The organism is Porcincola sp. LCP21S3_C12 (assembly GCF_052118625.1).
Lineage (GTDB): Bacteria > Bacillota > Clostridia > Lachnospirales > Lachnospiraceae > Porcincola.
The window spans coordinates 1-20,398 of the sequence record NZ_JBQKGW010000026.1; the positions used below are offsets into that span (position 1 = coordinate 1).

Below are 20,398 nucleotides of genomic sequence, written 5' to 3' on the forward strand. Positions count from 1 at the left end.
AACAATTCGCAGAAACAGTTACTTTTAAAGTGACTGACACATCTGTAGAAATCCAAAATCGGCGCGAAATAATCTGCCGGATGGGACATCATTTAATTTGCCGGACAACAGATTTTGTACGAGGAAGAGGCCCCTTTTGCGGGGCTTCCTCCCTTGGTTCTTTAGTCCAGGGTCATCCTGAAGGCGTGGCCCTTCTCATAGCCTTTGCCGAAAAAGTCCTTCCGGAGGTTGACCTCAACCATCTCGCCGATCGTGCAGCCTGCCTCTTTAAAAAGCCAAAGCGTCTCGACCGCATCGGTTGCCCGGCAAGAGTAGGTGAAGGCCTTGATGCCGTTCTCCTTCATGCAGGCGGTGAGGGCTTCCACATCCCGGTCCCAGATGATGTCGTCGAAGTCGAGGATCTCGTTCTCGTTGTCTCTTGATTTCTCGTAAGCCCTCCAGATCTTGCAGGCGATGTCGCCCATCTCAATGATCCGATCCTCAGCTGCCTTCGCCGTATCCCTTGCGGTGTCCCTCTCCTCTGCGGTGGTGGCTGCCTTGTAGGCTTTCTTTGCTTCTGCGATGGTGTTGTAGGTTTCTTCAAAAATGTTCGTCATGGCTTTGTCCTCCTTGCTTTGTGCTTGTTTGCCTTTTCCTTTGGCATGTACATATATCACTCTGCAGGCGAACTATAGCAAGGAAATAAGCCTCATAACCTGCACAAATATGTACCGAAAATCCTGTGCTTATCTGACATCTCCATGGAGAATAAAGCGGACGTATTCGTCCCGGTGCTCCTCAATAAAGAGCACCAGATCGTAGTAGTTCCGGTCGAAGGCGAGGCGCTGCACGTAGGGCAGGTCGAACATGTTCGTAAGGCCGCTGTCTCGAATCGCAATAATCTGTTTCCTGATCTTCTCATCCATATCAGTCCACCACCTTCCGCACGATGTCCTCGCCATAGATCACACTTAGTCCTGAACCGTTATCCCAGTGGACAAGCAAGGATCCCGTGTCATCGACACCATAGACGGTTCCTTTTGTGCCGATTGGCGGTGCCTGGATATCATCCATCTGAAGAAGCTCCACACGGGTGCCGTTCGGATAGATCTTGCGGAGCTCTTCAAACTCCTCTGGTCTGATTAGCTTCATGCTTCCACCTCCTTTGTTGGAGCGCCGTTTCGGAAGGCGGAGCTTCCGGAGAGGTTCTTCAATAGGATCTTCCGTGCTTTCTTAAAGTCCGGTCCAATGAAGCCCATCCGAAGGAGCCAGGTGCGGAAGGCGTACTTTTCATTGTCGGTCTCTACCGGCTTGCTGCTTGCGTGCTTCAGCTCCTTCGAGAGCTTACAAAGCTGGGTGAGAAAAAGCAGGTAGGCGTTTGTCTCTTCCGGCGTCAGTTCCCGGTCGAACCAGGGGAACTCGATCTTCTCATCCGTGATGTTGATCCGGGTGTTGGTGATCCCGAGCGCCTTCTTGATGAGGCTCTCCTTCGCGCTGATCAGGTTCATAAGCGTTCCGACGTTTGCGGATGCAAGCGGAAGGCTGATCGTCAGCGCCGGCTCGTTCTTGTCCAGGTTGGAAGACTCCTTCTCTTCCTCGGTGGAGGGTTCCTGCTCTGTGGTGGCTTCCTGATCGGTGGTACTTTCCTGCTCAGGTTGTTCTGCTTTGCCATCTTCCTGCTCACCCTCCGCGGTGAATCCCTTCTCGTTCAATGCTTTCATCACCATCTGCATCTTCTCCTCATCGCTGCAGCTTACCCCGCCGTCCTTGTCAACCGTGATGTCTCCGATCTCGTAGGCGCAGGTCGGCATCCGCATGTACTGTGCTTTATCTCCGGTGATCTCCTCGATCGCATGCACCAGCTCTTTTCTCTTAGTTCCTGTCAGGTTGTAGTTTGCTTTCATGGCATGTGCCTCCTTTTCTTTTGGTAGTACATACATCACTCAGGAGCACCGGAATAGCAACTCATACTGGCAGGAATTATGAACAAAGATCGGGCAGAGCTTTTGGCGGATGTGTATACCTGCTTATGCGCTCTCCTCCTTCGGCATCGCCGCAATCGCTTCATCGAACGTGAGCTTCTGGCCGTCACGAAGTACATACGCATCATCGGAGTTTCCGACCTGTTCGACGTAGCGCTTTACGATGACATCCACAAACTTAGGATCCAGCTCAATGCCTCGACAAATCCGGTCGGTCTGCTCACAGGCAATCAGGGTGGAGCCGGATCCAAGGAAGGGATCCAGAACGATTCCGTTTGTCATCGAGGAGTTCCGGATTGGATACGCCATCAGTTGCACCGGCTTCATCGTCGGATGATCCTTTGAGGCTTTCGGACGATCGTACTCCCAGATGGTGGTCTGCTTCCGGTCCGAGTACCACTCATGCCTCCCGCCCTTCTTCCAGCCAAACAGGCATGGCTCATGCTGCCACTGGTAGGGAGAGCGTCCCAGGACCAGTGCGTTCTTTTTCCAGATGCAGCAGCCGGAAAGATAGAAGCCTGCATCCGCAAATGCCCTGCGGAAGTTCAGTCCCTCCGTATCTGCATGGAATACGTAGATGGAACCGTCATCGGCGAGGTTGTCATGCATGCAGGTATAGGCAGCAAGCAGGAACTTGTAGAAGTCCTCGTCGGCCATGTTGTCATTCAGGATCTTCCCTGCTGTTTCTTCGACGTCTACGTTATACGGAGGATCGGTCAGTACCAGATTTGCCTTCTGACCATCCATCAAAGCAACATAGTTCTCTTCATTGGTGGAATCCCCACAGAAGACTTTGTGCTTTCCAAGAAACCACATATCGCCGGGCTTACTCATGGTCGGCTTCTTGAGTTCCTCATCCACATCAAAGCTATCTTCTTCCACCTCTTTATCGCACACCTTATTGAAGAGCTGCTCCATCTCCGGAGGCTCGAAGCCGGTGAGCGCCGTGTTGAAGTCGCTCGCCTCAAGATCGTGGAGAAGATCGGCAAGTAGGTTTTCATCCCACGCACCGGTGATCTTGTTGAGCGCGATGTTTAACGCCTTCTCTCTGGTTTTATCGATGTCGACGACTGCACAGGGAACTTCTGTATAACCGAGATCCTTTGCTACCGTCAAACGCTGATGTCCTCCGATGATCGTCATATCGGCATTCACAACCAAAGGATCCGCAAAGCCAAACTCCTGAATGGAGTTCTTGATCTTCTCGTATTCTTTATCGCCCGGCTTCAGTTTCTTTCTCGGGTTGTAGGCTGCCGGTTTCAGATCCTTCACTGGTATTGTTTTTAACGTTGCTGTCTTCACGTTCTCTTCTCCTTTCCCGTTCCATCCTCTTGTTGAATGCCCAGCGGCAGCGGTTACTGCAGAAGCACCTGGGCCTGCCTCGCCGATTCACTTCGATCGGCTTCCCACACTCCGGACAGAACCGCTTCGCACAGGACTCGAGGAACAGGGAAAGATCCTGCTTTCTTTCGATGTCTTCCATACTGTTCTCCTGTCCGCAAAAATGCCCGAGGCCTTGGAAACAAAGGACTTCTGGGCATGAAAAAAGCAGTGGCGGATCTTGCCCCAACACTGCCTGTAAATGTTATCAATTTTTCAAACAAATCCGCATTCTATGCGGATATTGCACGTGAAATGTACCTTTCCGGGACCCGTCCGGCGGCCGTCTGACCCCGGGGTATCAATTTCGCGGAAATCAACGCAAGAGGGAGCGCCGGTCTCCAGCTGGTTTCAGCCGAGAGATTTATATCTCCCCCGCCCCGCTTTCTTCTTGTAATCATGATAATATTATGATATTATGCTGATAGTAAAGGAGGAATTATTATGATTAACATTCGTCCCGTATCTGACCTCAGAAACAAGTTCCCTGAACTTGAAGAAACCGTCATGGAATCTAATGAGCCCATCTTTCTCACAAAGAACGGTTATGGCACCATGGTCCTGTTAAGCATCGACCAGTACTCCGCGCTAACTGACGACACAGAGCGTAAGCTTGACGAAGCCGATGAAGCAGCCGCGAAATCTGACAAGCGGTACTCCGAAGAAGAAGTCTTTAGCAGAGTAAGGAGCCGCATCCGTGAAAAAGTATAAGCTGTCATTTCTTCCCCTTTTTGAAGAAGATCTGAATGAGATTGTGGATTACATCACAACAGATCTTCAGAACCCCAGCGCTGCAGATCGTCTGGTCGGTGACATCGAATCAGCAATAAACAAACGTCTTGAGGCACCGTTGTCGTTTGCGCCGTTTCGCTCATCCAAGAAACGACCGCATCCGTATTACAGAATCAACGTCAGAAACTTTTCTGTATTCTATGTTGTCATCAATGACACCATGGAGGTACGCCGCGTTCTGTATTCCAAGAGAGATCTGGATAAACTACTCAACGATTGATCGCTTAATAATGGTAAACCGGGTGGCTGTCCTCTCTTCCGGTCTTCCTGTCGTGGCACTTCTTGCACAGTGCCTGCCAGTTCGATCTGTCCCAGAAGAGCTTCAGGTCTCCTCGATGTGGAACGATGTGATCTACAACCGTCGCGGGAGTAGCGATGCCATGTCGCAGGCACTCCTCGCAGAGTGGATGAAGCTGCAAGAACTTCTTGCTCTCCCGTCTCCATCGGCTGTTGTATCCTCGTGCCGCAGCAGACCGTATTTCTTCCGGATGCATCCTCTTGTGTTTCTCACAGTACTTCTGTCCGGCCTCTACCAGTTCTGCACAGCCGAGGTGCCTGCAGGGTACTTTTGGTTTCATCGGCATCACTCCACCTCCTTCACTTCATACGATTCTTATCAAAAAAGCACCTGCTGTATTTCTACAACAGATGCTTCATATACATCGTGCGATCTTCCTTTGCCTTTCGGCTTATTATAATAATAGCACACCTGACTGTCCCGTTTTTGAGGCAAAAACGAACCTTTTATTTTCCTGTTCAGCGCTACGGATCCATCATTAAAAAATATCGAACCGCATCATGATGATGTGTGTAGGTCGTGAACGTCTCCTATATAACTTCTCTATAGGCTTTTTTATTGAAAAAATCCCTATAAGGAAGTTTAGTAAGAGACCTCCACGACCTACACACTCCCATGCAAAACAACGAATCCCCTTTATTACTTTACTGGAATTCTTCTACCTTCAGACGAAGGCCACGAACAAATACGCCTTTATTCGTCCTGTGCTTCATAAAGCCACTATGCTCCAGCTCGGAATAAAAGTCCGTCGTGCTCCGGCAGAATTCACCCATTCTGATACAGTACTCCCTGTAGGTCTGATAAAGTTCTCCGGATTTCACCTCAACCGTTGGATCGTCTTCCACCTCGCAGCAATCCATCAGAAACTGCTGCATCCAGTTATTCTGCTCCCGGTACTCGGCAATCGCATCCTTGACCACCTTCGGTTCCTCAATCTTATGGTCCTTTTCTATGACGATCTTTGCCCCTTCCATGATCCACTTCAAAATCGCCGGGCCTGCCTGGTCAAACAGAACCGAGGCAAAGTTCTTGGTATCGTTCTCCTTCTCAAACTTCGCCTTAAACGGAATGACAATCAGTCTTCTCCAGGTACCGTCATCGGTAGCGCCAACTCTTGGCAGATGGTTGGTATAAAGGATGACAGTGTGCGTCGGGGTAAAGAAGAACGGATCCTTGTACTTCTTCTCCGCAAACACATCATCCGTACTACAGATCTGCTTGACGATGGATGTGTTGAGTCTCGTTCCTTCCTCAAGCTCGGCGGCAATGATGAGCCGCTTACCAAAGGTCTCGGCCAGCTCCGGCTTCACATTTCTACGGCATCCAACCGTCAGAGTATCCGCAGACAGTCTGCCTGCATATGTTCCAAGCACATGGCTGATCGTGTTCCAGAAAGTAGACTTACCATTCCGACCTCCACCATAGGCAATGATGAGCGCTTCCTGGTACACTTTTCCGATGGCAGCAAGTCCAACCACCTGCTGAACATAATCGATGAGATCCTTGTCCCCAAGAAAGATCTTATTCAGCGTATCCAGCCAGAGTTCTGATCCCTGATCGCCCGGATCCACCTCGGTCATCTTTGTGATATAGTCCTGCGGATTGTGGTCAAGTTTTCCCTGAACGCCAAACCGGAGATCGTAGGTCGCCTCCGGTGTGTTCAAAAGGTACTCATTCTGATCCAGGTTTTTCAGATCGATTGGAAGAAGGGCTTTACTGGTATCCATGGCTGCTTTGACGTATTTCCAGTTCCTGCGCCCCATGACAAACGACTCATAGCTGACTGCATCTTCGTAATCGATGAACAGCTTCATCTGTTCATCACTCACACCAGTGTCTGCGTTCGGATTCTTCTTTTTCTTCTTCTGAGTCTCCTTCATTGTATCGATGTCGATCCCGGAGTTTAAAAGTTCGTTCTTCCTCTGAAACACCAGCATGGATGCATCTGCCAGTTGCAGATCCGTAAACTCAATCGTCGCGCCCAGTGCCAGCTCTTTCGACTCCTGCCAGCATGCACCGTCATATCGGAGAAAGTCTGTGGACGGGTTGAAGCGAAGCTCATTGCCATATTCTGCTGCGAGTGCCTTGGCCTGGCCGATATCAGTGTAGTCGGATGGCCGCAAGGAACCAATCTTGGCAATCCCGTGCGCGGGCATGGTATCCTTTCCTGTGTCCATGCCTGTGCTGTTACCATCCTGGTGCCGGACATCCAGGTTTTCAAACTCAGATCCGTTGTACTCCTCCGGTGAGACGTAACCCGGTTGGGCGGCTATCTTCTTGCCAAAACTGCAGGCTGAGTGCCAGATCATCGAGAGCTCGCTATCCGGAAGCGGCGGTTCACATTTATCAGCCTCAGAAAGAAACACCTGATGGGCAGCCTCGTCGCATCCGAACCTCTTGACCACACGTCCGGCAAACCGGCTGAGGGTGGCGTTGCGTCTGCCCTCTGGGATGATAGAAAATACCTCTCCCCTCGGTTCTCTTTGATGAAGCAAAAACTCATCCATGGTCATCGTGCCTTCATTCCAGATGATGTCAGAGAGATCGCAATCGCATCCGTAGACAAAGCGCGCCGCATCCACAGCGCCCTGGTCAAAGAACGGAAAGCGCTTCTGGACTTCTGCCTTAAGATTCCGGTAATCCTCATACGATGCCACAGGATGGATCATTGCGATCATGTGGAACCGGGGACGCGCTGACTCATTCTTTTTCGGAAGCATGTGGTGTCGGCTCGGCATGATGACAAATGACACATTCTTGAAAATCTCCGCCACTTTTTCTGGTGTCACCCAAGACGACGGGTCATCCTCACCGCTGTTGTCACAATCCCAGAAGCCGATATCCGTAGAAAGAAAGTTATCGTTCTTCCGGTAATTGTTCTTGTACCTAGCGCATACAAAATCGTACTTCATCGCCTTCTGAAGCTCCTCCGGAGAATGAATCGTCACCTTATCCGGATAAGAACAGTTCATCCGGTTCTGTCTTTTTCTGGAAACGTATAAATCAAACTGCATCTAAAAACCTCCCTCGTTGTAATCACCACTTGCTGTGAATCACCACTTCTTGTAAATCGCCGTTGTTGACATTGTTGTGATCCTCTTTGTTGATGCTTTTGCTGTAAGTCTCCCTCACTTGCGTTTAGCCGGATCCTTGGATGCAAGCAGATTTTCAGCACAAAAAAAGACAGGCACGGTTCCCACCGTTTACCTGTCCATTTGCCTGTCCGTATTTCTATCCGATTACCTGTCCGGTTGACTGTCCGCTTACCTGTCCGTATTCCTGCCCATTTTCCTGTCCGGTTACTTTCGATTCGCTACTTTAAGGATAGCACTTTTCACTGTCCCGTTTTGAAAGCAAAAACGAACCATATAATCAAGAACACGCCGTTTTTCCTTCTGAACTGCACGAACCGATACGTGATGCTCTGCCGCATAGTCCTTACAACTGATTCGCCGCAGCAGCGTATCCTCTGCCACCTCTTTCATCGTTTCTGAAGGCATGGATGCAATACTCTGCGGAAGGAAATACAACATCATCTTGCCAAGAACATAGTCCTCAATCAGGAAACGGTCTTCCTCGGTAAAACAGGACACGATACTTTCATTGTAGATAACCGTACCATCCGTGTCATATAAGCTCTGATCGACTCCTGCCTGAATCAAAAGCGTAGGTCGATAACGCTCCACAACGCGGCACAGGTCCTGCAGCCCCAGGTACGAATACCGACGCGTCTCCTTCCGGATGACAGCCCGGACCTTAGCTGAAACCGGCTCTAACTTTTTTCTGCTCATGTTGTTCAAGTATCTCCTTTCTCTGTCTGCAGATCCGACGTCTGATGTACCTCTGAACAATGTCCAGAAGCTCTGAACAAGGTCCAACGCTCTGACATCACCCAATGCTCTGACATCAGCCAGACGCTCTAGCTTCAAGCATCAATACGCTCCGGCATCATTAAGACGCTCCGGCATCAAGCATCAGCTGCCGAAGGTAATCCTGTTCTTCCATCAATCCCGACCTTGCCATCAGCTCTGCACGGATTCGTCCAACCGACCTGTCTTTTGCCGATGCAATGCTCCTCCTGCTGATATGCCTTTTCCTTAAACTCTGGATCTGTCGAAGGGACAGATGTTTTCCAAAATATCTGAGAAACACACCCCTTTCCAAGGAGTCCATACGTTCCTTCATCGACGTCTGAATCACCGAAAGCATCCAGTTCACAAAGGCAAGTTCGCGCACCTCACGGTCATACATCAAAGAGAATTCATGGTTCCGGCTCTCTACATATCCGTGATCAAGAAGCAGCGCAATCCGCTCCGGAGCATTACTCAGGGAAGAGGACTGCACGTGTTCTGTGTCATAGCGGATCCCACCGATCGTACTGAGCTCTGCAATGGCATCCTCTTTTGTGATGGTAACGGGTCCCAGCGCCGCCAGCTGCTCCAGTTCTTCTTTTCGAGAAAGCAGAGCAGAATAGTTCTTAGCAAGATATGCCGCTGCTCTGTAATAGTCCAGGCTGGCATTGATGTTCTCATCCTTTTCTGCAGCCTGAGCTACAGCTTGTCCATCTGCCGGTGACGCAGCTTGTTCATCTGCCGGTGACGCAGCTTGTCCAATCGCCTTTCCTGCTTTTTGTCCATCAGGTTGCGGTACATTTTGTGTCAAATGCGAACCCTTTTCCTTCACCTTTGTAGAACAAAACACTGCCGTCTCCTCCTTTGCTTCATTTCTTGAGTCTTGCCTTTACGGCAGCAATCAACTTCTCCTGTGTAACGTCCTTATGCTCCAGCGCGCGCATGACGTCCTCATCGACAGTTCCCTTACAGATGATGTGGTGGACCGTCACAACCTCCTTCTGTCCCTGTCTCCAGAGGCGACCGATCATTTGTTGATATAGCTCAAGGCTCCATGTAAGCCCAACCCAAATTAGGATGTGTCCGCCTTCCTGGATGTTCAGGCCATGTCCTGCAGATGCCGGATGGATAAGCGCCACTTGTATGCAGCCCTTGTTCCAATCTTCGATATCTTTGGAATCGCGGATTTCTCTTGGTTCCATTCCCTCCGCCCTCAGATGCTGCAGGATCCGATCCCTGTCATGCTTAAACCAGAAGGCAATGAGCACATTTTGCCCATTGGCAGACTCGATCAGATCATCCAGTGCATCGAGCTTCCTATTGTGGATCACACGGGTATTTCCATCATCATCATAGACGGCACCGTTTGCCATCTGCAGTAACTTTCCTGAAAGCGCCGCTGCATTGGCTGCATCAATGTTCCCGTCATCCAGCGGAAGGATCAGATCTTTCTTCATGGTGTCATAAAGTTTTTGCTCCTTTGCGTTCATCTCCACTTCATGACGGGTATAGATACACTTCGGCATATCCAGATAGTCGAGCGCCTTCATGGAAATGGTCATATCCGAGATCTTCTGATAGATCAGCTCCTCTGCGCCATCCCTCGGGACATAGCTGAACACGATCCCGGTAGCAGGATTCATAGCCCCGGCTTTAAAGTAGGCCTCCCGATACCTTCCGATAAAACGTCCCAGCCGTTTGCCTCCATCCAGGATGCCGATCTCCGCCCACAGATCCATAAGCCCATTCGAAGTCGGCGTTCCGGTCAATCCCACCATCCGCTTGGCATAGGGACGCATCTTTCGAAGATAGCGAAACCGTTTCGAGTTATGGTTCTTAAATGAGGAGAGCTCGTCGATCACGATCATGTCAAAATCGAAATGACGTCCGTTCTTCTCGTAATACTCCGCCAGCCACTGCACGTTTTCCCGGTTGATGATGTAGATCATGGCAGGTACCGAGACCGCCGCAAGACGGGTCTTCGTATCTCCAACGACAACGGAATACGTGAGATCTTTAAGATGATCCCATTTCCGGATCTCAGCAGGCCAGGTGTCCCTTGCAACGCGCAGAGGCGCGATGACCAGAACCTTTGTCACTTCCAGACTATCCAAAAGCAGATCACGGATCGCGGTCAGTGTGATCACCGTCTTGCTCAGCCCAAGCCCATATCCAAGAACAGTGCAGCTTCCTTGTGTTCTTCAATAAACCGGACAGCATGGCTCTGATACTTGTGTGGTATGAACTTCATTCGGCATCACCTCCCTTCTCAAGGTCTATCGGATCTACCCTCTCACCGTCATTCGAATTCATCTCATCGTTCCACGGGTCTATCTCCTCAAGGTCTGTCTGCTCCACGCCTCTCGGATCCGTTTTCTCTTGGTTCTCCGGATCCGCTTTCTCTTGGTTCTCCAGGTTTGTCTCCTCAAAGTCTTTTGGATCCAATGTCGTGATACGCGTGATATCAGCGGAACTCATATCCGAGAACTTCGGCACATAGTAGCGCTTCATCTCCGGGATCGAAGCTCCGATGCCCTCCGGAAACCTCTGTCCCGGTGTCCAGCTCAGAATGGCCCGGATCACTGGCCGGATCTGCGTCAACGAGTTGATACAAAGAACCGGAAAACCAAGACTCTCCAGCTCGAGTCTTCGCTTCTTCTGCAGGGGACGGAGCATTTTCTTTGGCGCCTTGAGCTCCACAAAGACGCACTTCCCGGGAAAGAACAAAACCATCCGGTCTGGCAACCCATTAGCTGTCTGCGAGTTCAGCTTGTAAGCCATCCCGCCTGCATCTAAAACGGCACGGACAAAGGCGTGCTCTATAACGGATTCCCGCATCGGCTCAGATCTCCGAGCATTTCCCTCGTCCTCCCGCTTGTTTTTCTTTTTCTGGTTCATATTTTTCATAGGTTCTCCTCCTGATTCCATCTCCTCTGCGCTTTGGTCTGCTTCTTCCACGCCCAGCACCAATGCCCTCTAGGAATCTTTCTGTATGCTTCTGATGCCACATTGCCGCAGAAGAAGTGGTTCTTTTCATCGTCATACTGATAAAAGCGGCAGCTATCGCAGCTCTGGTCATAGGTATCCGTTTCCTGTTCCAAGTCCATCTCCCGATTCCGTCTTTCAAAATACGGTGTTCTCTCGTCCATGCTGATCACCTCCCTCTTTGATTACCACCCTCGAAGTTTTTTCCGAATCTCTCTGCGAATCCGTTCCTTCTCCTTGCCCATGGCTTTCTCTTTCACTCCACGGAGTAAGTAGTCCCCATCCAGGTCTGTCAGCATCTCAAACCATGCTGAGTGAAAAAAGGTATCGAGTTCCCTTTTATCCAAGAGCAGCGCAACCTTCTCTTTTCCTCTAGGATGCCGATAGAGTTTCCGTAATGTCGCCTCATAGTCCTTGTAGGCCTGCCCGACAACGGCAAGCGCCAGCTGCTGGTAATTCTCATAGATCCCTGTGGGGCTTCCTTTTTCAGAATCCGATGTAGAGAAAACGGTCACCGTCTTATTCTTCTTCATCGTTCCACCCTCCATCCTCCATCTGTGTTTCTGTTATAAGCTCCCTGCGGCAGGTTTCTTCAAAATCAAGAAGTGCCATTTCGTCGTCTTCCATGCCACAATCTGCCGCATCGACGATTCCAAGTTCTATCAGCGTCTTAAGATAGAGCTTGATGAGATCCGTCCTGCCGGAGTCTATAAGCTTCTGAAAACAGTCCTCCTGTTCCTTTTGATTAAGAAGGGCGTTTCTGTAGAACGGACAGTCTTTATTACCGAAATTCGTATCGTACAGTGCGGTACAATGCCCATAGTGATATGCATGGCAGTCCGGATGCCTTGTGCAGACTGGCATCTTCGACATCGGAACGGTCCCGAGCATCGTTCTAATCATCTCTTTCTCTCTTCCTCCATTTCTTTCTTGTTAGTTCTTGCAGTTCCTCGTGGCCTATAGCCATTTCTCGCGATCCCACGCATTACTCGCGATTTCTTAACTCTCGATTTCCTGCATACAAAAAAGGCCGCGGAAACCCACAGCCTGTAACCTCGTCTTGTGTTAAATGCGAACCGTTTTATCTCACATACAAATCTGTTAATCCTTGAAATAGAAGTCTGGCGCCGCATAGCCAGCAGCCTTTAAGGGAATGTCCGGGCACCAGGGTGGATTCTTCGACATCAGATCACTGACTTCCTCCACTGTCCAGGTGTCTTTCGGGACCTCAACGATCGCCTCATCATGCACATGACCGACAATGCGAAGTCCTGCTTTCTGCATCCGGAGCATGGCCTCGGCAAGGATGTCCCTGGCGATCGCCTGGGTGCAGTTCTCGACTATCTTGCCTCCATAGGTTTCCTGTCTCTGCCAGTGGTTATTGAGCCCGATTCCCTCAAAAGAAAGAGAAAGCCTGCCGTACTGATTCCGCAAAAGTTTCGGATTCCGATAAGCCAGCTTTCTTCCGGACGGAAGACGAATCCACAGCGTATGATCCCGGCAGATGAACTTGATCTTCCCGACTCTCCTCGGGATATAGTCCGTGACCGTATCAATCGCAGCCTGCTCCACGTCCCACCAGTACTGCACCACATGGGGATTGGCATTTCGCCAGTTCGTGATGATATCCGGAAGTTCGGATTCCTTAAGGCCCATATCGAGAGCGCCCATCGCCTTCAAGGCCCCGACACCGCCCTGGTATCCACAGGCCAGCGTCGCTATCTTTCCTTTCTGCCGGAGTTCTCCATTGATGCCATGCTTGACGACCGGAACATGGAACATGGCAGAGGCAACGGCACAGTACAAATCTTTGCCCTCCCGGAAAGCCTTAAGCGTAAACTCCTCACCGGCTTCCCAGGCAAGAACTCTCGCCTCAATCGCAGAAAAATCAGCAACCACAAAACCGCACCCATCTGCCGGAATCAGCATGGTCCGGATGAGCTGCGACAAGATCTCCGGAGTGTTGTCATAGATCGACTCGACCATGTCAAAGGCACCCATCTTGATCAGGTCTCTGGCTTCGTTCAAAGTGCTGATGTCGTTTCTTCTGAGATTTTGTAATTGCAGGATGCGCCCTGCCCATCGTCCGGTTCGGTTGGCTCCGTAAAATTGAAAAAGCCCGTGTGCTCTTCCGTCCTTGGTGACACACCGATCGGCTGCCTGGTATTTCTTGACCGATGATTTTGCCATCCGGAGGCGGAGCTTTAAGACATCAAGGGCCTCTTCATCGCATCCGTTTTTATCCAGATCCCCGATCAGCTTCTGTACCTCTTTCTTTCCAAGAGAGGGAGCCTCGATTCCTCGCTCCATGAGCCACGACTTTAGCTGAGAGACAGAGTTCGGATTCGAAAGACCCGTTAGCTGATAAGCTTTATCGGTCATGGCCTCGGACAAGGCCAGATCACACTCGATCGCCTTCTCCACCAACTCCTGGTCGATCCGAACGCCCAGATCATTGATGCGCTGATCCATGTGGTAGAAGTCCCACTCAAAGTCTGGAAGCGGAAACCGCTCCAGATACTTGCGGATATCCCGTTCTGTCCGGACGTCCTGCTTGCAGTAGGACTTGAACATCTCCCATGCTTCCGGGTCGTCCTTTGGATACCACCTTGTGGATGGATTCGTCTTGGTCGGCTTTCTCGGAACCGAGAACTTCCGGATTAGAGCTTCCCCGGCGCGTTCCTTCTGCTCTCCGGTCTTCAGCACCATTGCCGCGTTCTTAAGAGATAGTGGAAGCGAAAGTTCTGCCGCATGCACCATCGAACATCTCCAGCAGTCCGGGGATAAGACATGCCCCAGCAGCTTTCCAAGACACCTCCTCTCAAAAGCCGCGTTCCATGCGGCCTTAATAATGGATGGATCCTCAATGGCGTTCAAAACCTCCTCCGGCACCTCTTCTCCGGACGCCATATCCACCACCTGCACCTCGTCGTCATCAAAGGCATAGGCAAAGAGCAGGATCTCAAAATCATCCGACTCCACGTATTTGTAAAGACCGCACTTTCCAAGATCGACGGAGGAATAGGTCTCCAAATCGATTCCTAAGATCTTATGATGTGTCTCCTGTGTTTCTTTTGTTTCTTCCATCTATCTCGTTCCTTTCAAAAAAGGAGGAGCTCTTTTTGCCCCTCCTACCATCACACTCATTGGTTGATAACGCGCTGTCGGATCACGGACGTCGGATCGCATCAGATGTAATCCGGAAGGACATCATCTCCGCCTTCGACATCGTCTTCGCCATCGCCCATTACCTCAAAATCCGCACTGGCCGAAGCTCTCCCGGAAAGACGCTCACCATCCTCGACCTTCTGAATGTTGCCAAGGCCTGCAGCGACTCCACGGTTTCCGTTTGCATTGAACGGATAAAAGTTGATACTCACGTTGCAGATACATCCGGAGTAGACTTCCATCGGATCCATAATCGGATTCACCTGACGGTCCACGATCTGCGGTGCATCTTTCGAATTGGCATTGATGAAATAGCTGTTCGCGTACCCCTCATCATCCGGGCGGTCAATATCACCATCGCGAAGCGGCTCCTTCAGATTGGCAGGAATCTTCCCGGCCCACTTGCGGACCTTCCCATCCTCCTTGGCAGCCGCGATGGCCCTTTTGATCTTCTCAATACTCTCGGTATCCGATTTCGGAATCACACAGGATACGGAATACTTCGGATCAGAACCATTGATGCTCTTCGGCTCCCAGATATTTGCAAAACTGATTTTGCAGCGTACAACAACCCTAGTTGCGCTAAACTTCTTAGCCATAAGTCAAATCTCCTTATAAAAATGCCCCGCCCGAAAGGGCAGGGAACAATAGTAACCACATCGATAAAATTTCTAAAAGTTTTCAGTTATTTGTTAATAAAGCTTCTCATTATCAATAAAAGTCCTTGCTTCATCAGCAGAACGGAATAAAGTCATCCTCTGCAGCAGAAGGATCCACTGCCGGTCTCGGATCCGAGTCCTCAACAAGGGAGAGCTTTCCCGGCGGTTTCACCACAAAGTCGCCCAGAATGTCGGCAAACTTCTTCTTTCCCATGAGCTTTTCAATCTCCGTCAGCGTCATCAGCTGTTTCTTATAAAGATCGGTGTATCCGGCTTTGGCAGCAGCATCGACCACATCCTTCTCATTGGTAAACTGCCTCCTCGATCGTCCTTCGACGACCTTGTAGCCCTCCCAGTGCTCGTTGTGGTTGATTGCCTCGCTGGATACATAAGCAAACACGCTCTCGATCCAGTTTGAGATCCGGTTCAGAGAAGGAAGAAGCGATTCAATCTGGCTTTTGGAAAGAAGCGCTGGTTCCTTAAAGACGGGAGCACTCTTTAAGACCGGAGCGCTATTCATGGTCGGCACGCTCTTTAAGATCGTGGCGCTCTTTCCTTCTTCGCCACCTGTCTCAACGGCAGGATCTTTTGCATCCAGATCCAGGAACTCATCGCGGACAAGACCCATAGCTTCATCTGCACAGGCTTTGCAGGAGGCTTTCGCCCGGCAGAACCGGCACCAGTCTCCGGGTTTCTGCTTTCCTTTGCCCTCATAGGCAAGCTTGGCGATGGGCTTTATCGATTCGCCCCATGCCTTGAGATCCTCCGCTGTCATCTCATCCGTTGCGATGTTGTCAAGGCGCGGCTGAACAATGCTCATCCGGACCTTGTCGATATCGAACAGATCCTCGTAGGCATGAAGCGCACCGAGGGCATAGAGCTTAAGCTGTGAGTTGTCGTGCACCTCCACAAAGACCCCTTTTCCGGTCTTCAGATCGCAGATATGAAGTACGCCGCTTCCGTCCGGATCCTTGCCAATGATGACCGCATCCGAAGTACCAAAACCTCCGGGCGCTACAAAACTGTAATCGACCCGTTCCTCTACCATAAGAAGCGGAGCGCTGTTCTTCCGGAACTCCTCTGTCTTTTCAATGACGAACTGTGCATAGGTATCTGAGATCTGCTCGATCTCCTCGGTGTCAAACTCCTCACTCTGAGGCCTCTTGCACGGCTCGTGCAGATAGTGGCGGATCTTCATTTCCCCTAAGCTGTGGCAGAAGGTTCCCTCTTCCGCAAAGACTGAGGTGGTATCCGGGAAGTTCTGCTCCAGCCTTACCGATGGCGGACAGTTCAGCCACCGGTGTGAGGAACTCGCGCTCAAAAGCGCATGTACATCTGGCATTTCTTTCTCCTTTCCTGTATGTCAGATCGCCGAGACATCTGCAAGAAAGTCCGACATCTGATTCTCTGAGAGCTTGCTTACCCTTGCCACTCCGTACTTTTGCAGAAGCCCCTCGATCTTCTGGTTGTTCCTGCGGTCCATACGGATCTTGGTGACGATCACCTTCGTGATATCCTCAATCGTGACCTTCTTCTTAGAAGGCACACTACCCGGCTCTGCTTCTTTCGGAGCAGGCGCGTTAGCAGGTTTTTCCGTATCGTCTGGTGTGTCAACCGGATCGGGTTTTACTGCCTCTTTTGGGATAGACACCGGAGCAGACTTTTCTGTCTCTTTCGTGGATGCAGTCTCTTCCGTGGATGCAGGCTTTTCTCTGTCAATTTTCTCTGACATCTGGCTTAACGCATCGGAGGCTCTCTCCACGCCCAGAGCATCAAAGATGTTTGCAATCCCTCGGAACGTCTCCTTTAACCCTTCATTGAAGGTCTCCGCTTCAACAAAAATCCTGTAACTTGTCATATGGCCCTCTCCTTTCCCATGCTCGTCAATCTGCAACGATATCCGACAAAAGCTCCATCAGCTTCAGCCATTTCTTTCCTTCGCAGGCAGTAAAGTTGATCTGTGCCTCAAGATCTCCATCATCTGAATCATCGATATTGTCCGAACCATCTGTAACTTCCAGATCGTCCATCCCCTCTGTTTCGTCCGGTTCCCCCATAGAGCGGATCGGAATTCCCATCTTGCAGGCGATCCGGATTTCTGCCATCATGCCGTCAGAAATCTCCCTTGAGAAAATCCAAAGCTCATCGGCATCTCTTAAAAGCTCTCTTCCGATCATCAATCCGATTGCTCGATCTGCCGGATCATTTTCATTCAGAAACTGCGTGCAGAATACCGCGCTGCAGATGGGAACCCCTCCAAGAGCTGTAACGACCTTGCAGGCAGCCTTGGCACGTTTAAGATTGTTCTCAAGTTCTACTCTTGCCTCATCTGGATCCGCTGCATCCGGATGAATCTTTGAACAGATGTAAATGTGTGGGATACTTGTGGTCTTCTTTTTCATTTCCTTATCCTTTCTTGTGTATGCTGAACTGCGGTTTTCTATATCCATGTCTATGAGGTATCCATTCCAAGTCCTCCCTTCCAAGGTGCTATAGGATTGATCCCTACACTTACAGTCGTGGGAGGACCCGAAATGGGGACAGGCTCTCAAAAAATTTAAAAAATATTTTTTCGGTTGATCTTGGATTCGGCTCTCTTAAGGTGTGTCTTGACGGAATCCCTTGAAATCTCCAGAATATCCGCGATTTCCGTCTGCTTGTATCCAAACAGATGATAAAGAAGATAGATCTTCCTCTGCTGGCTTGTGAGCTTGGAAAGCTCCTCCTCGATGCTCTCCATCCGGATATATTCCTCCTCCGGATTCGGGAAACGATACGACGTATAGGAAGAAGCCACATCCTCTTTTTCTTCCTCCGCCTTTGTTCCCTTGCGGTCGCCCTTCCGGTTCATGGAATTTTCTTCAATCTGAAAACCGCCCTGCGTGATCACAGCAAAATACCAGGGAAGTGCTCCGAAGGCATTCTCCGTGTTGTTCTGCTTCTGATATTGCTTCTCGTTCTCCCTAAGAGGAGTAAAGTAATAGGTGTGTTCCCTGCAGTCCGGAAGGAACACAACAGTTCTGCCGGATCCATTGTCGTAAGAAGCGTAGCCGTTCTTGTACGCGACGCAGTCTTCCGTGTTCACCATGACCGGGACATTCTCGCGCAGCATCTTTACCGTCGGTGTCTTCTCAAGCTTTGTCACCTTGCCGATCGCCTTAAGGAGGTCATCCAACGTAATGTCGATGCTGATCGATGCCGATGCCTGGTTGATCTTCTTGTTTGTGTTCTCTTTCTGTGCTGCTGTCTGTACTGCCGCCTGATGGATAGAAATCGATACTGAAACCATAAAAAATCTCCTTTGCCGTTCTGGCCTGATGGCCCAGACGCATTGGCAAAGGAGTGGTGCTTCGATCTTTCACAGACGGTGATCCGAGAAGGGAATCCATTTCTACAGGCCTAAAAATGAGCGCAAAAAGGAAAGGGTTCCTCCCCACGGTTTCCGGAATCTTTCCTTGGTTCTGGTACCGTTTGTGAGAATCCTCTGCCAACTGCGCTTGTTAGGCCGATATTCTGTTTTTGTTATGTCTGCTGCATGCCTGCAACAGGGTTTAAAGTGTGTCCGTGATAAATGTGGTGAACCACATGGGCGGTGGTCTTGCCGTTTTCTTCATTGCTTCTTCCTCCTCGTATTGCGGACAGTTCTGACCCTCTTGACCGGATTGTTTTTCCTACTACAAGCCGGAAAGAACAACCTGGACTTGAAACAGCTGATATTCGTTCCCACACCTATACAGATTTGAGAGGGCATTTTATCGGGTCCTTAATAAAAATATTTTGAAAAAATGTTCTAAATCTCCATCGGGTGAGATTTCGTCAGGTGAGATTCCATCATTCTATGTAAGTATGATAGATTCTGATGAAACTATCATTTTCCAGCACAGGTTCTTCGCTGTACTGACCAGTGCTGTTACCGCTCACATATATACGGACCATTCAGAGCAAAATCGGAAATAGAAAATCAAATTTTCCGATTGATGAAGATATGCAGCTGTCATCTGGATTAATCCGGCTCTGTACAGTAAAAGCTGCCGGAGGGATGAAATACTTCCTCTACTAAGAGCCATAGAAATCAACCGCCTCTGGCAAACTCCCGGTCATGTCGGATATAAAGAGCCTCTCCTCATGTCCAGTCGAATGATGCCGGTAATTGTTAACCCTCTGCCTTCGAATTCAGACAGATGACCAACAGTCTTTCCTTATATTTCCTATATGTATATGGTCGATTTTTGGGCGAAAATTTCTGTACGTGCGGATTTTTTAAAGTTTTTTCATGGACAGTCACTCCTTCCTTTTACGGACACAAGGGAACTGATTTTGTGATCTTCTCCTAAAATTCTTTATGTAAGCATGCAAATCTGTAGAAGCCGATATGTCGAGCAAGCTCCGAGACGTTTAAAGCACAAAAAAAAAGCCGGACATGCGTCCGGTGACCAAAGGGTAATATTCACCCTTCCATCATCAAACTACATGTCCGGCTTTGCTCGCTGCATGTTGCAGGTCACGTGGTACACATTTCGTCCACACCTATGCGCGGCTATTTGCTCGGTACAACCGTTATTCTATTTTTCATCATGACTGCCATAACCGTCTTGCAACGAGGACACTTGATCTTAATTGTTCCATGCGTATCGGTCCTCATGTCAAAAAGCCTGTGGCTACAGCAGGGGCATTTGATTGCGATTGTTCTCTCTCCCTCATCCATACGATTCCACCGTCCTTCTTCATAAGCCGTAAGGGCTGTGATAGTCCATGTAGTCGTATGGGGTTTCGCTGCTCCCATATGCCTTGCTGGCAACAGTTTTCTTTCTTCCCGGTAATGTTCTCTCCGCGTCCTCTCTCGTCTTGAACAGCCGGCTGGCTCTTAAGTTTATGCCTGCCCCGCCGGCAGCGACGGTATAAAAATCTCCATAACTTCTAAGAATAACGACAGGCGTCACATAGGAATGATTTTCGACAATGTACGCCTTTTCTCCTACTTTGAATGTCATCTGCTTCCTCCATAGATGGACATTCTCAGCCAAAAGGGAAAGTCAGACTGAAAATGCTGCAATCCCGCACGGTTCTTATGCGCAGCATCTGTTCTGATTAGATCTGCACACATCGTTTTTTGCTAAGGTAGCGAATCTTGCTGAACGATAAACTTTGGTTGCTGTTGCGTCTCTGTTACTTCTAATCTGCTGCTTCTTTTTTGTGTTATCCCGCATTTTATCTGGTCCTAAACCATACCACATTCAATCAAATTAAAAAGAGGCACAGCATAAATTATTCTGATGGATTTTACATCGGATTGCTTTATGCCGT

The 20,398-nt window shown here is 49.7% G+C and carries 22 protein-coding genes and 1 pseudogene; 2 read left to right on the forward strand and 21 right to left on the reverse strand.

Features of this window, described 5'->3' with window-relative positions; all coding sequences use genetic code 11:
* Positions 1–161: 161 nt before the first annotated feature.
* From ACTQ1N_RS11350 to ACTQ1N_RS11370, 5 genes are all read right to left on the reverse strand, one after another.
* Positions 162–596 (reverse strand): DUF7698 family protein, encoded by a 435-nt coding sequence (locus ACTQ1N_RS11350; RefSeq protein ID WP_441476308.1) that lies wholly within the window; start codon positions 594–596, stop codon positions 162–164.
* A gap of 129 nt (positions 597–725) precedes the next feature.
* Complete coding sequence (locus ACTQ1N_RS11355; protein ID WP_441476307.1) at positions 726–905, reverse strand: DUF5049 domain-containing protein; 180 nt, start codon at positions 903–905, stop codon at positions 726–728.
* Position 906: 1 nt separating this feature from the next.
* Entirely contained in the window at positions 907–1,131 is a 225-nt protein-coding gene (locus tag ACTQ1N_RS11360; RefSeq protein WP_441476306.1) for a DUF4314 domain-containing protein, read from the reverse strand.
* A complete protein-coding gene (locus tag ACTQ1N_RS11365) occupies positions 1,128–1,883 on the reverse strand; it encodes a virulence protein (RefSeq protein WP_441476305.1) in 756 nt (251 codons plus the stop codon). The genes ACTQ1N_RS11360 and ACTQ1N_RS11365 overlap by 4 nt, the downstream gene beginning before the upstream one ends.
* 123 nt (positions 1,884–2,006) lie before the next feature.
* Entirely contained in the window at positions 2,007–3,263 is a 1,257-nt protein-coding gene (locus tag ACTQ1N_RS11370) for a site-specific DNA-methyltransferase (protein ID WP_441476304.1), read from the reverse strand.
* Positions 3,264–3,785: 522 nt separating this feature from the next.
* Between ACTQ1N_RS11370 and ACTQ1N_RS11375 the strand changes: the two genes are divergently transcribed.
* On the forward strand, positions 3,786–4,052 hold the full coding sequence (locus ACTQ1N_RS11375) for a type II toxin-antitoxin system Phd/YefM family antitoxin (RefSeq protein WP_441476303.1): 267 nt from the start codon (positions 3,786–3,788) through the stop codon (positions 4,050–4,052).
* On the forward strand, positions 4,039–4,353 hold the full coding sequence (locus ACTQ1N_RS11380) for a type II toxin-antitoxin system RelE/ParE family toxin (RefSeq protein ID WP_441476302.1): 315 nt from the start codon (positions 4,039–4,041) through the stop codon (positions 4,351–4,353). Before ACTQ1N_RS11375 ends, ACTQ1N_RS11380 begins: the two co-directional genes overlap by 14 nt.
* A gap of 4 nt (positions 4,354–4,357) precedes the next feature.
* Here ACTQ1N_RS11380 and ACTQ1N_RS11385 read toward each other — a convergent pair whose 3' ends face one another.
* The 16 genes and pseudogenes from ACTQ1N_RS11385 to ACTQ1N_RS11460 all read right to left on the reverse strand — a co-directional run bounded on the left by ACTQ1N_RS11385 (position 4,358) and on the right by ACTQ1N_RS11460 (position 20,085).
* The gene (locus ACTQ1N_RS11385) at positions 4,358–4,717 is read right to left on the reverse strand and encodes an HNH endonuclease (RefSeq protein ID WP_441956826.1); all 360 of its coding nucleotides are present in this window, start codon (positions 4,715–4,717) and stop codon (positions 4,358–4,360) included.
* 358 nt (positions 4,718–5,075) lie between these two features.
* A complete protein-coding gene (locus ACTQ1N_RS11390; protein WP_441476300.1) occupies positions 5,076–7,445 on the reverse strand; it encodes a phage/plasmid primase, P4 family in 2,370 nt (789 codons plus the stop codon).
* A 285-nt stretch (positions 7,446–7,730) separates the two neighbouring features.
* Positions 7,731–8,222 carry a hypothetical protein gene (locus tag ACTQ1N_RS11395; RefSeq protein ID WP_441476299.1) on the reverse strand — a complete coding sequence of 164 codons (492 nt, stop codon included), beginning with the start codon at positions 8,220–8,222 and terminating at the stop codon, positions 7,731–7,733.
* A 160-nt stretch (positions 8,223–8,382) separates the two neighbouring features.
* Positions 8,383–9,093 (reverse strand): hypothetical protein, encoded by a 711-nt coding sequence (locus ACTQ1N_RS11400; protein WP_441956827.1) that lies wholly within the window; start codon positions 9,091–9,093, stop codon positions 8,383–8,385.
* Positions 9,094–9,151: 58 nt separating this feature from the next.
* A pseudogene (locus tag ACTQ1N_RS11405) lies at positions 9,152–10,533 on the reverse strand (SNF2-related protein).
* On the reverse strand, positions 10,530–11,189 hold the full coding sequence (locus ACTQ1N_RS11410; protein ID WP_441476297.1) for a VRR-NUC domain-containing protein: 660 nt from the start codon (positions 11,187–11,189) through the stop codon (positions 10,530–10,532). The pseudogene ACTQ1N_RS11405 and the gene ACTQ1N_RS11410 overlap by 4 nt, the downstream one beginning before the upstream one ends.
* Complete coding sequence (locus tag ACTQ1N_RS11415; protein WP_441476296.1) at positions 11,186–11,431, reverse strand: high-potential iron-sulfur protein; 246 nt, start codon at positions 11,429–11,431, stop codon at positions 11,186–11,188. Before ACTQ1N_RS11415 ends, ACTQ1N_RS11410 begins: the two co-directional genes overlap by 4 nt.
* Before the next feature lie 21 nt (positions 11,432–11,452).
* Complete coding sequence (locus ACTQ1N_RS11420) at positions 11,453–11,800, reverse strand: hypothetical protein (RefSeq protein ID WP_441476295.1); 348 nt, start codon at positions 11,798–11,800, stop codon at positions 11,453–11,455.
* Positions 11,787–12,170 carry a hypothetical protein gene (locus ACTQ1N_RS11425; RefSeq protein WP_441476294.1) on the reverse strand — a complete coding sequence of 128 codons (384 nt, stop codon included), beginning with the start codon at positions 12,168–12,170 and terminating at the stop codon, positions 11,787–11,789. The genes ACTQ1N_RS11420 and ACTQ1N_RS11425 overlap by 14 nt, the downstream gene beginning before the upstream one ends.
* 198 nt (positions 12,171–12,368) lie before the next feature.
* A complete protein-coding gene (locus ACTQ1N_RS11430; protein WP_441476293.1) occupies positions 12,369–14,354 on the reverse strand; it encodes a DNA polymerase in 1,986 nt (661 codons plus the stop codon).
* Positions 14,355–14,455: 101 nt separating this feature from the next.
* Complete coding sequence (locus ACTQ1N_RS11435) at positions 14,456–15,034, reverse strand: DUF2815 family protein (protein WP_441476292.1); 579 nt, start codon at positions 15,032–15,034, stop codon at positions 14,456–14,458.
* Between the two features lie 133 nt (positions 15,035–15,167).
* The gene (locus ACTQ1N_RS11440; protein ID WP_441476291.1) at positions 15,168–16,436 is read right to left on the reverse strand and encodes a DUF2800 domain-containing protein; all 1,269 of its coding nucleotides are present in this window, start codon (positions 16,434–16,436) and stop codon (positions 15,168–15,170) included.
* A 21-nt stretch (positions 16,437–16,457) separates the two neighbouring features.
* Complete coding sequence (locus ACTQ1N_RS11445; RefSeq protein WP_441476290.1) at positions 16,458–16,952, reverse strand: hypothetical protein; 495 nt, start codon at positions 16,950–16,952, stop codon at positions 16,458–16,460.
* A 25-nt stretch (positions 16,953–16,977) separates the two neighbouring features.
* On the reverse strand, positions 16,978–17,496 hold the full coding sequence (locus tag ACTQ1N_RS11450) for a DUF7768 domain-containing protein (protein WP_441476289.1): 519 nt from the start codon (positions 17,494–17,496) through the stop codon (positions 16,978–16,980).
* Positions 17,497–17,651: 155 nt separating this feature from the next.
* The gene (locus tag ACTQ1N_RS11455; RefSeq protein ID WP_441476288.1) at positions 17,652–18,383 is read right to left on the reverse strand and encodes an RNA polymerase sigma factor; all 732 of its coding nucleotides are present in this window, start codon (positions 18,381–18,383) and stop codon (positions 17,652–17,654) included.
* Positions 18,384–19,818: 1,435 nt separating this feature from the next.
* Positions 19,819–20,085 (reverse strand): hypothetical protein, encoded by a 267-nt coding sequence (locus tag ACTQ1N_RS11460; RefSeq protein ID WP_441476287.1) that lies wholly within the window; start codon positions 20,083–20,085, stop codon positions 19,819–19,821.
* Positions 20,086–20,398: the final 313 nt, after the last annotated feature.

Coding starts and splice junctions, on each gene's coding strand:
- ACTQ1N_RS11415 (WP_441476296.1), bottom strand. CDS start 11,431: ATGGACGAGAGAACACCGTATTTTGAAAGACGGAATCGGGAGATGGAC.
- ACTQ1N_RS11460 (WP_441476287.1), bottom strand. CDS start 20,085: ATGACATTCAAAGTAGGAGAAAAGGCGTACATTGTCGAAAATCATTCC.
- ACTQ1N_RS11455 (WP_441476288.1), bottom strand. CDS start 18,383: ATGGTTTCAGTATCGATTTCTATCCATCAGGCGGCAGTACAGACAGCA.
- ACTQ1N_RS11425 (WP_441476294.1), bottom strand. CDS start 12,170: ATGATTAGAACGATGCTCGGGACCGTTCCGATGTCGAAGATGCCAGTC.
- ACTQ1N_RS11350 (WP_441476308.1), bottom strand. CDS start 596: ATGACGAACATTTTTGAAGAAACCTACAACACCATCGCAGAAGCAAAG.
- ACTQ1N_RS11450 (WP_441476289.1), bottom strand. CDS start 17,496: ATGAAAAAGAAGACCACAAGTATCCCACACATTTACATCTGTTCAAAG.
- ACTQ1N_RS11395 (WP_441476299.1), bottom strand. CDS start 8,222: ATGAGCAGAAAAAAGTTAGAGCCGGTTTCAGCTAAGGTCCGGGCTGTC.
- ACTQ1N_RS11410 (WP_441476297.1), bottom strand. CDS start 11,189: ATGAAAAATATGAACCAGAAAAAGAAAAACAAGCGGGAGGACGAGGGA.
- ACTQ1N_RS11355 (WP_441476307.1), bottom strand. CDS start 905: ATGGATGAGAAGATCAGGAAACAGATTATTGCGATTCGAGACAGCGGC.
- ACTQ1N_RS11420 (WP_441476295.1), bottom strand. CDS start 11,800: ATGAAGAAGAATAAGACGGTGACCGTTTTCTCTACATCGGATTCTGAA.
- ACTQ1N_RS11445 (WP_441476290.1), bottom strand. CDS start 16,952: ATGACAAGTTACAGGATTTTTGTTGAAGCGGAGACCTTCAATGAAGGG.
- ACTQ1N_RS11365 (WP_441476305.1), bottom strand. CDS start 1,883: ATGAAAGCAAACTACAACCTGACAGGAACTAAGAGAAAAGAGCTGGTG.
- ACTQ1N_RS11430 (WP_441476293.1), bottom strand. CDS start 14,354: ATGGAAGAAACAAAAGAAACACAGGAGACACATCATAAGATCTTAGGA.
- ACTQ1N_RS11385 (WP_441956826.1), bottom strand. CDS start 4,717: ATGCCGATGAAACCAAAAGTACCCTGCAGGCACCTCGGCTGTGCAGAA.
- ACTQ1N_RS11435 (WP_441476292.1), bottom strand. CDS start 15,034: ATGGCTAAGAAGTTTAGCGCAACTAGGGTTGTTGTACGCTGCAAAATC.
- ACTQ1N_RS11375 (WP_441476303.1), top strand. CDS start 3,786: ATGATTAACATTCGTCCCGTATCTGACCTCAGAAACAAGTTCCCTGAA.
- ACTQ1N_RS11360 (WP_441476306.1), bottom strand. CDS start 1,131: ATGAAGCTAATCAGACCAGAGGAGTTTGAAGAGCTCCGCAAGATCTAT.
- ACTQ1N_RS11390 (WP_441476300.1), bottom strand. CDS start 7,445: ATGCAGTTTGATTTATACGTTTCCAGAAAAAGACAGAACCGGATGAAC.
- ACTQ1N_RS11440 (WP_441476291.1), bottom strand. CDS start 16,436: ATGCCAGATGTACATGCGCTTTTGAGCGCGAGTTCCTCACACCGGTGG.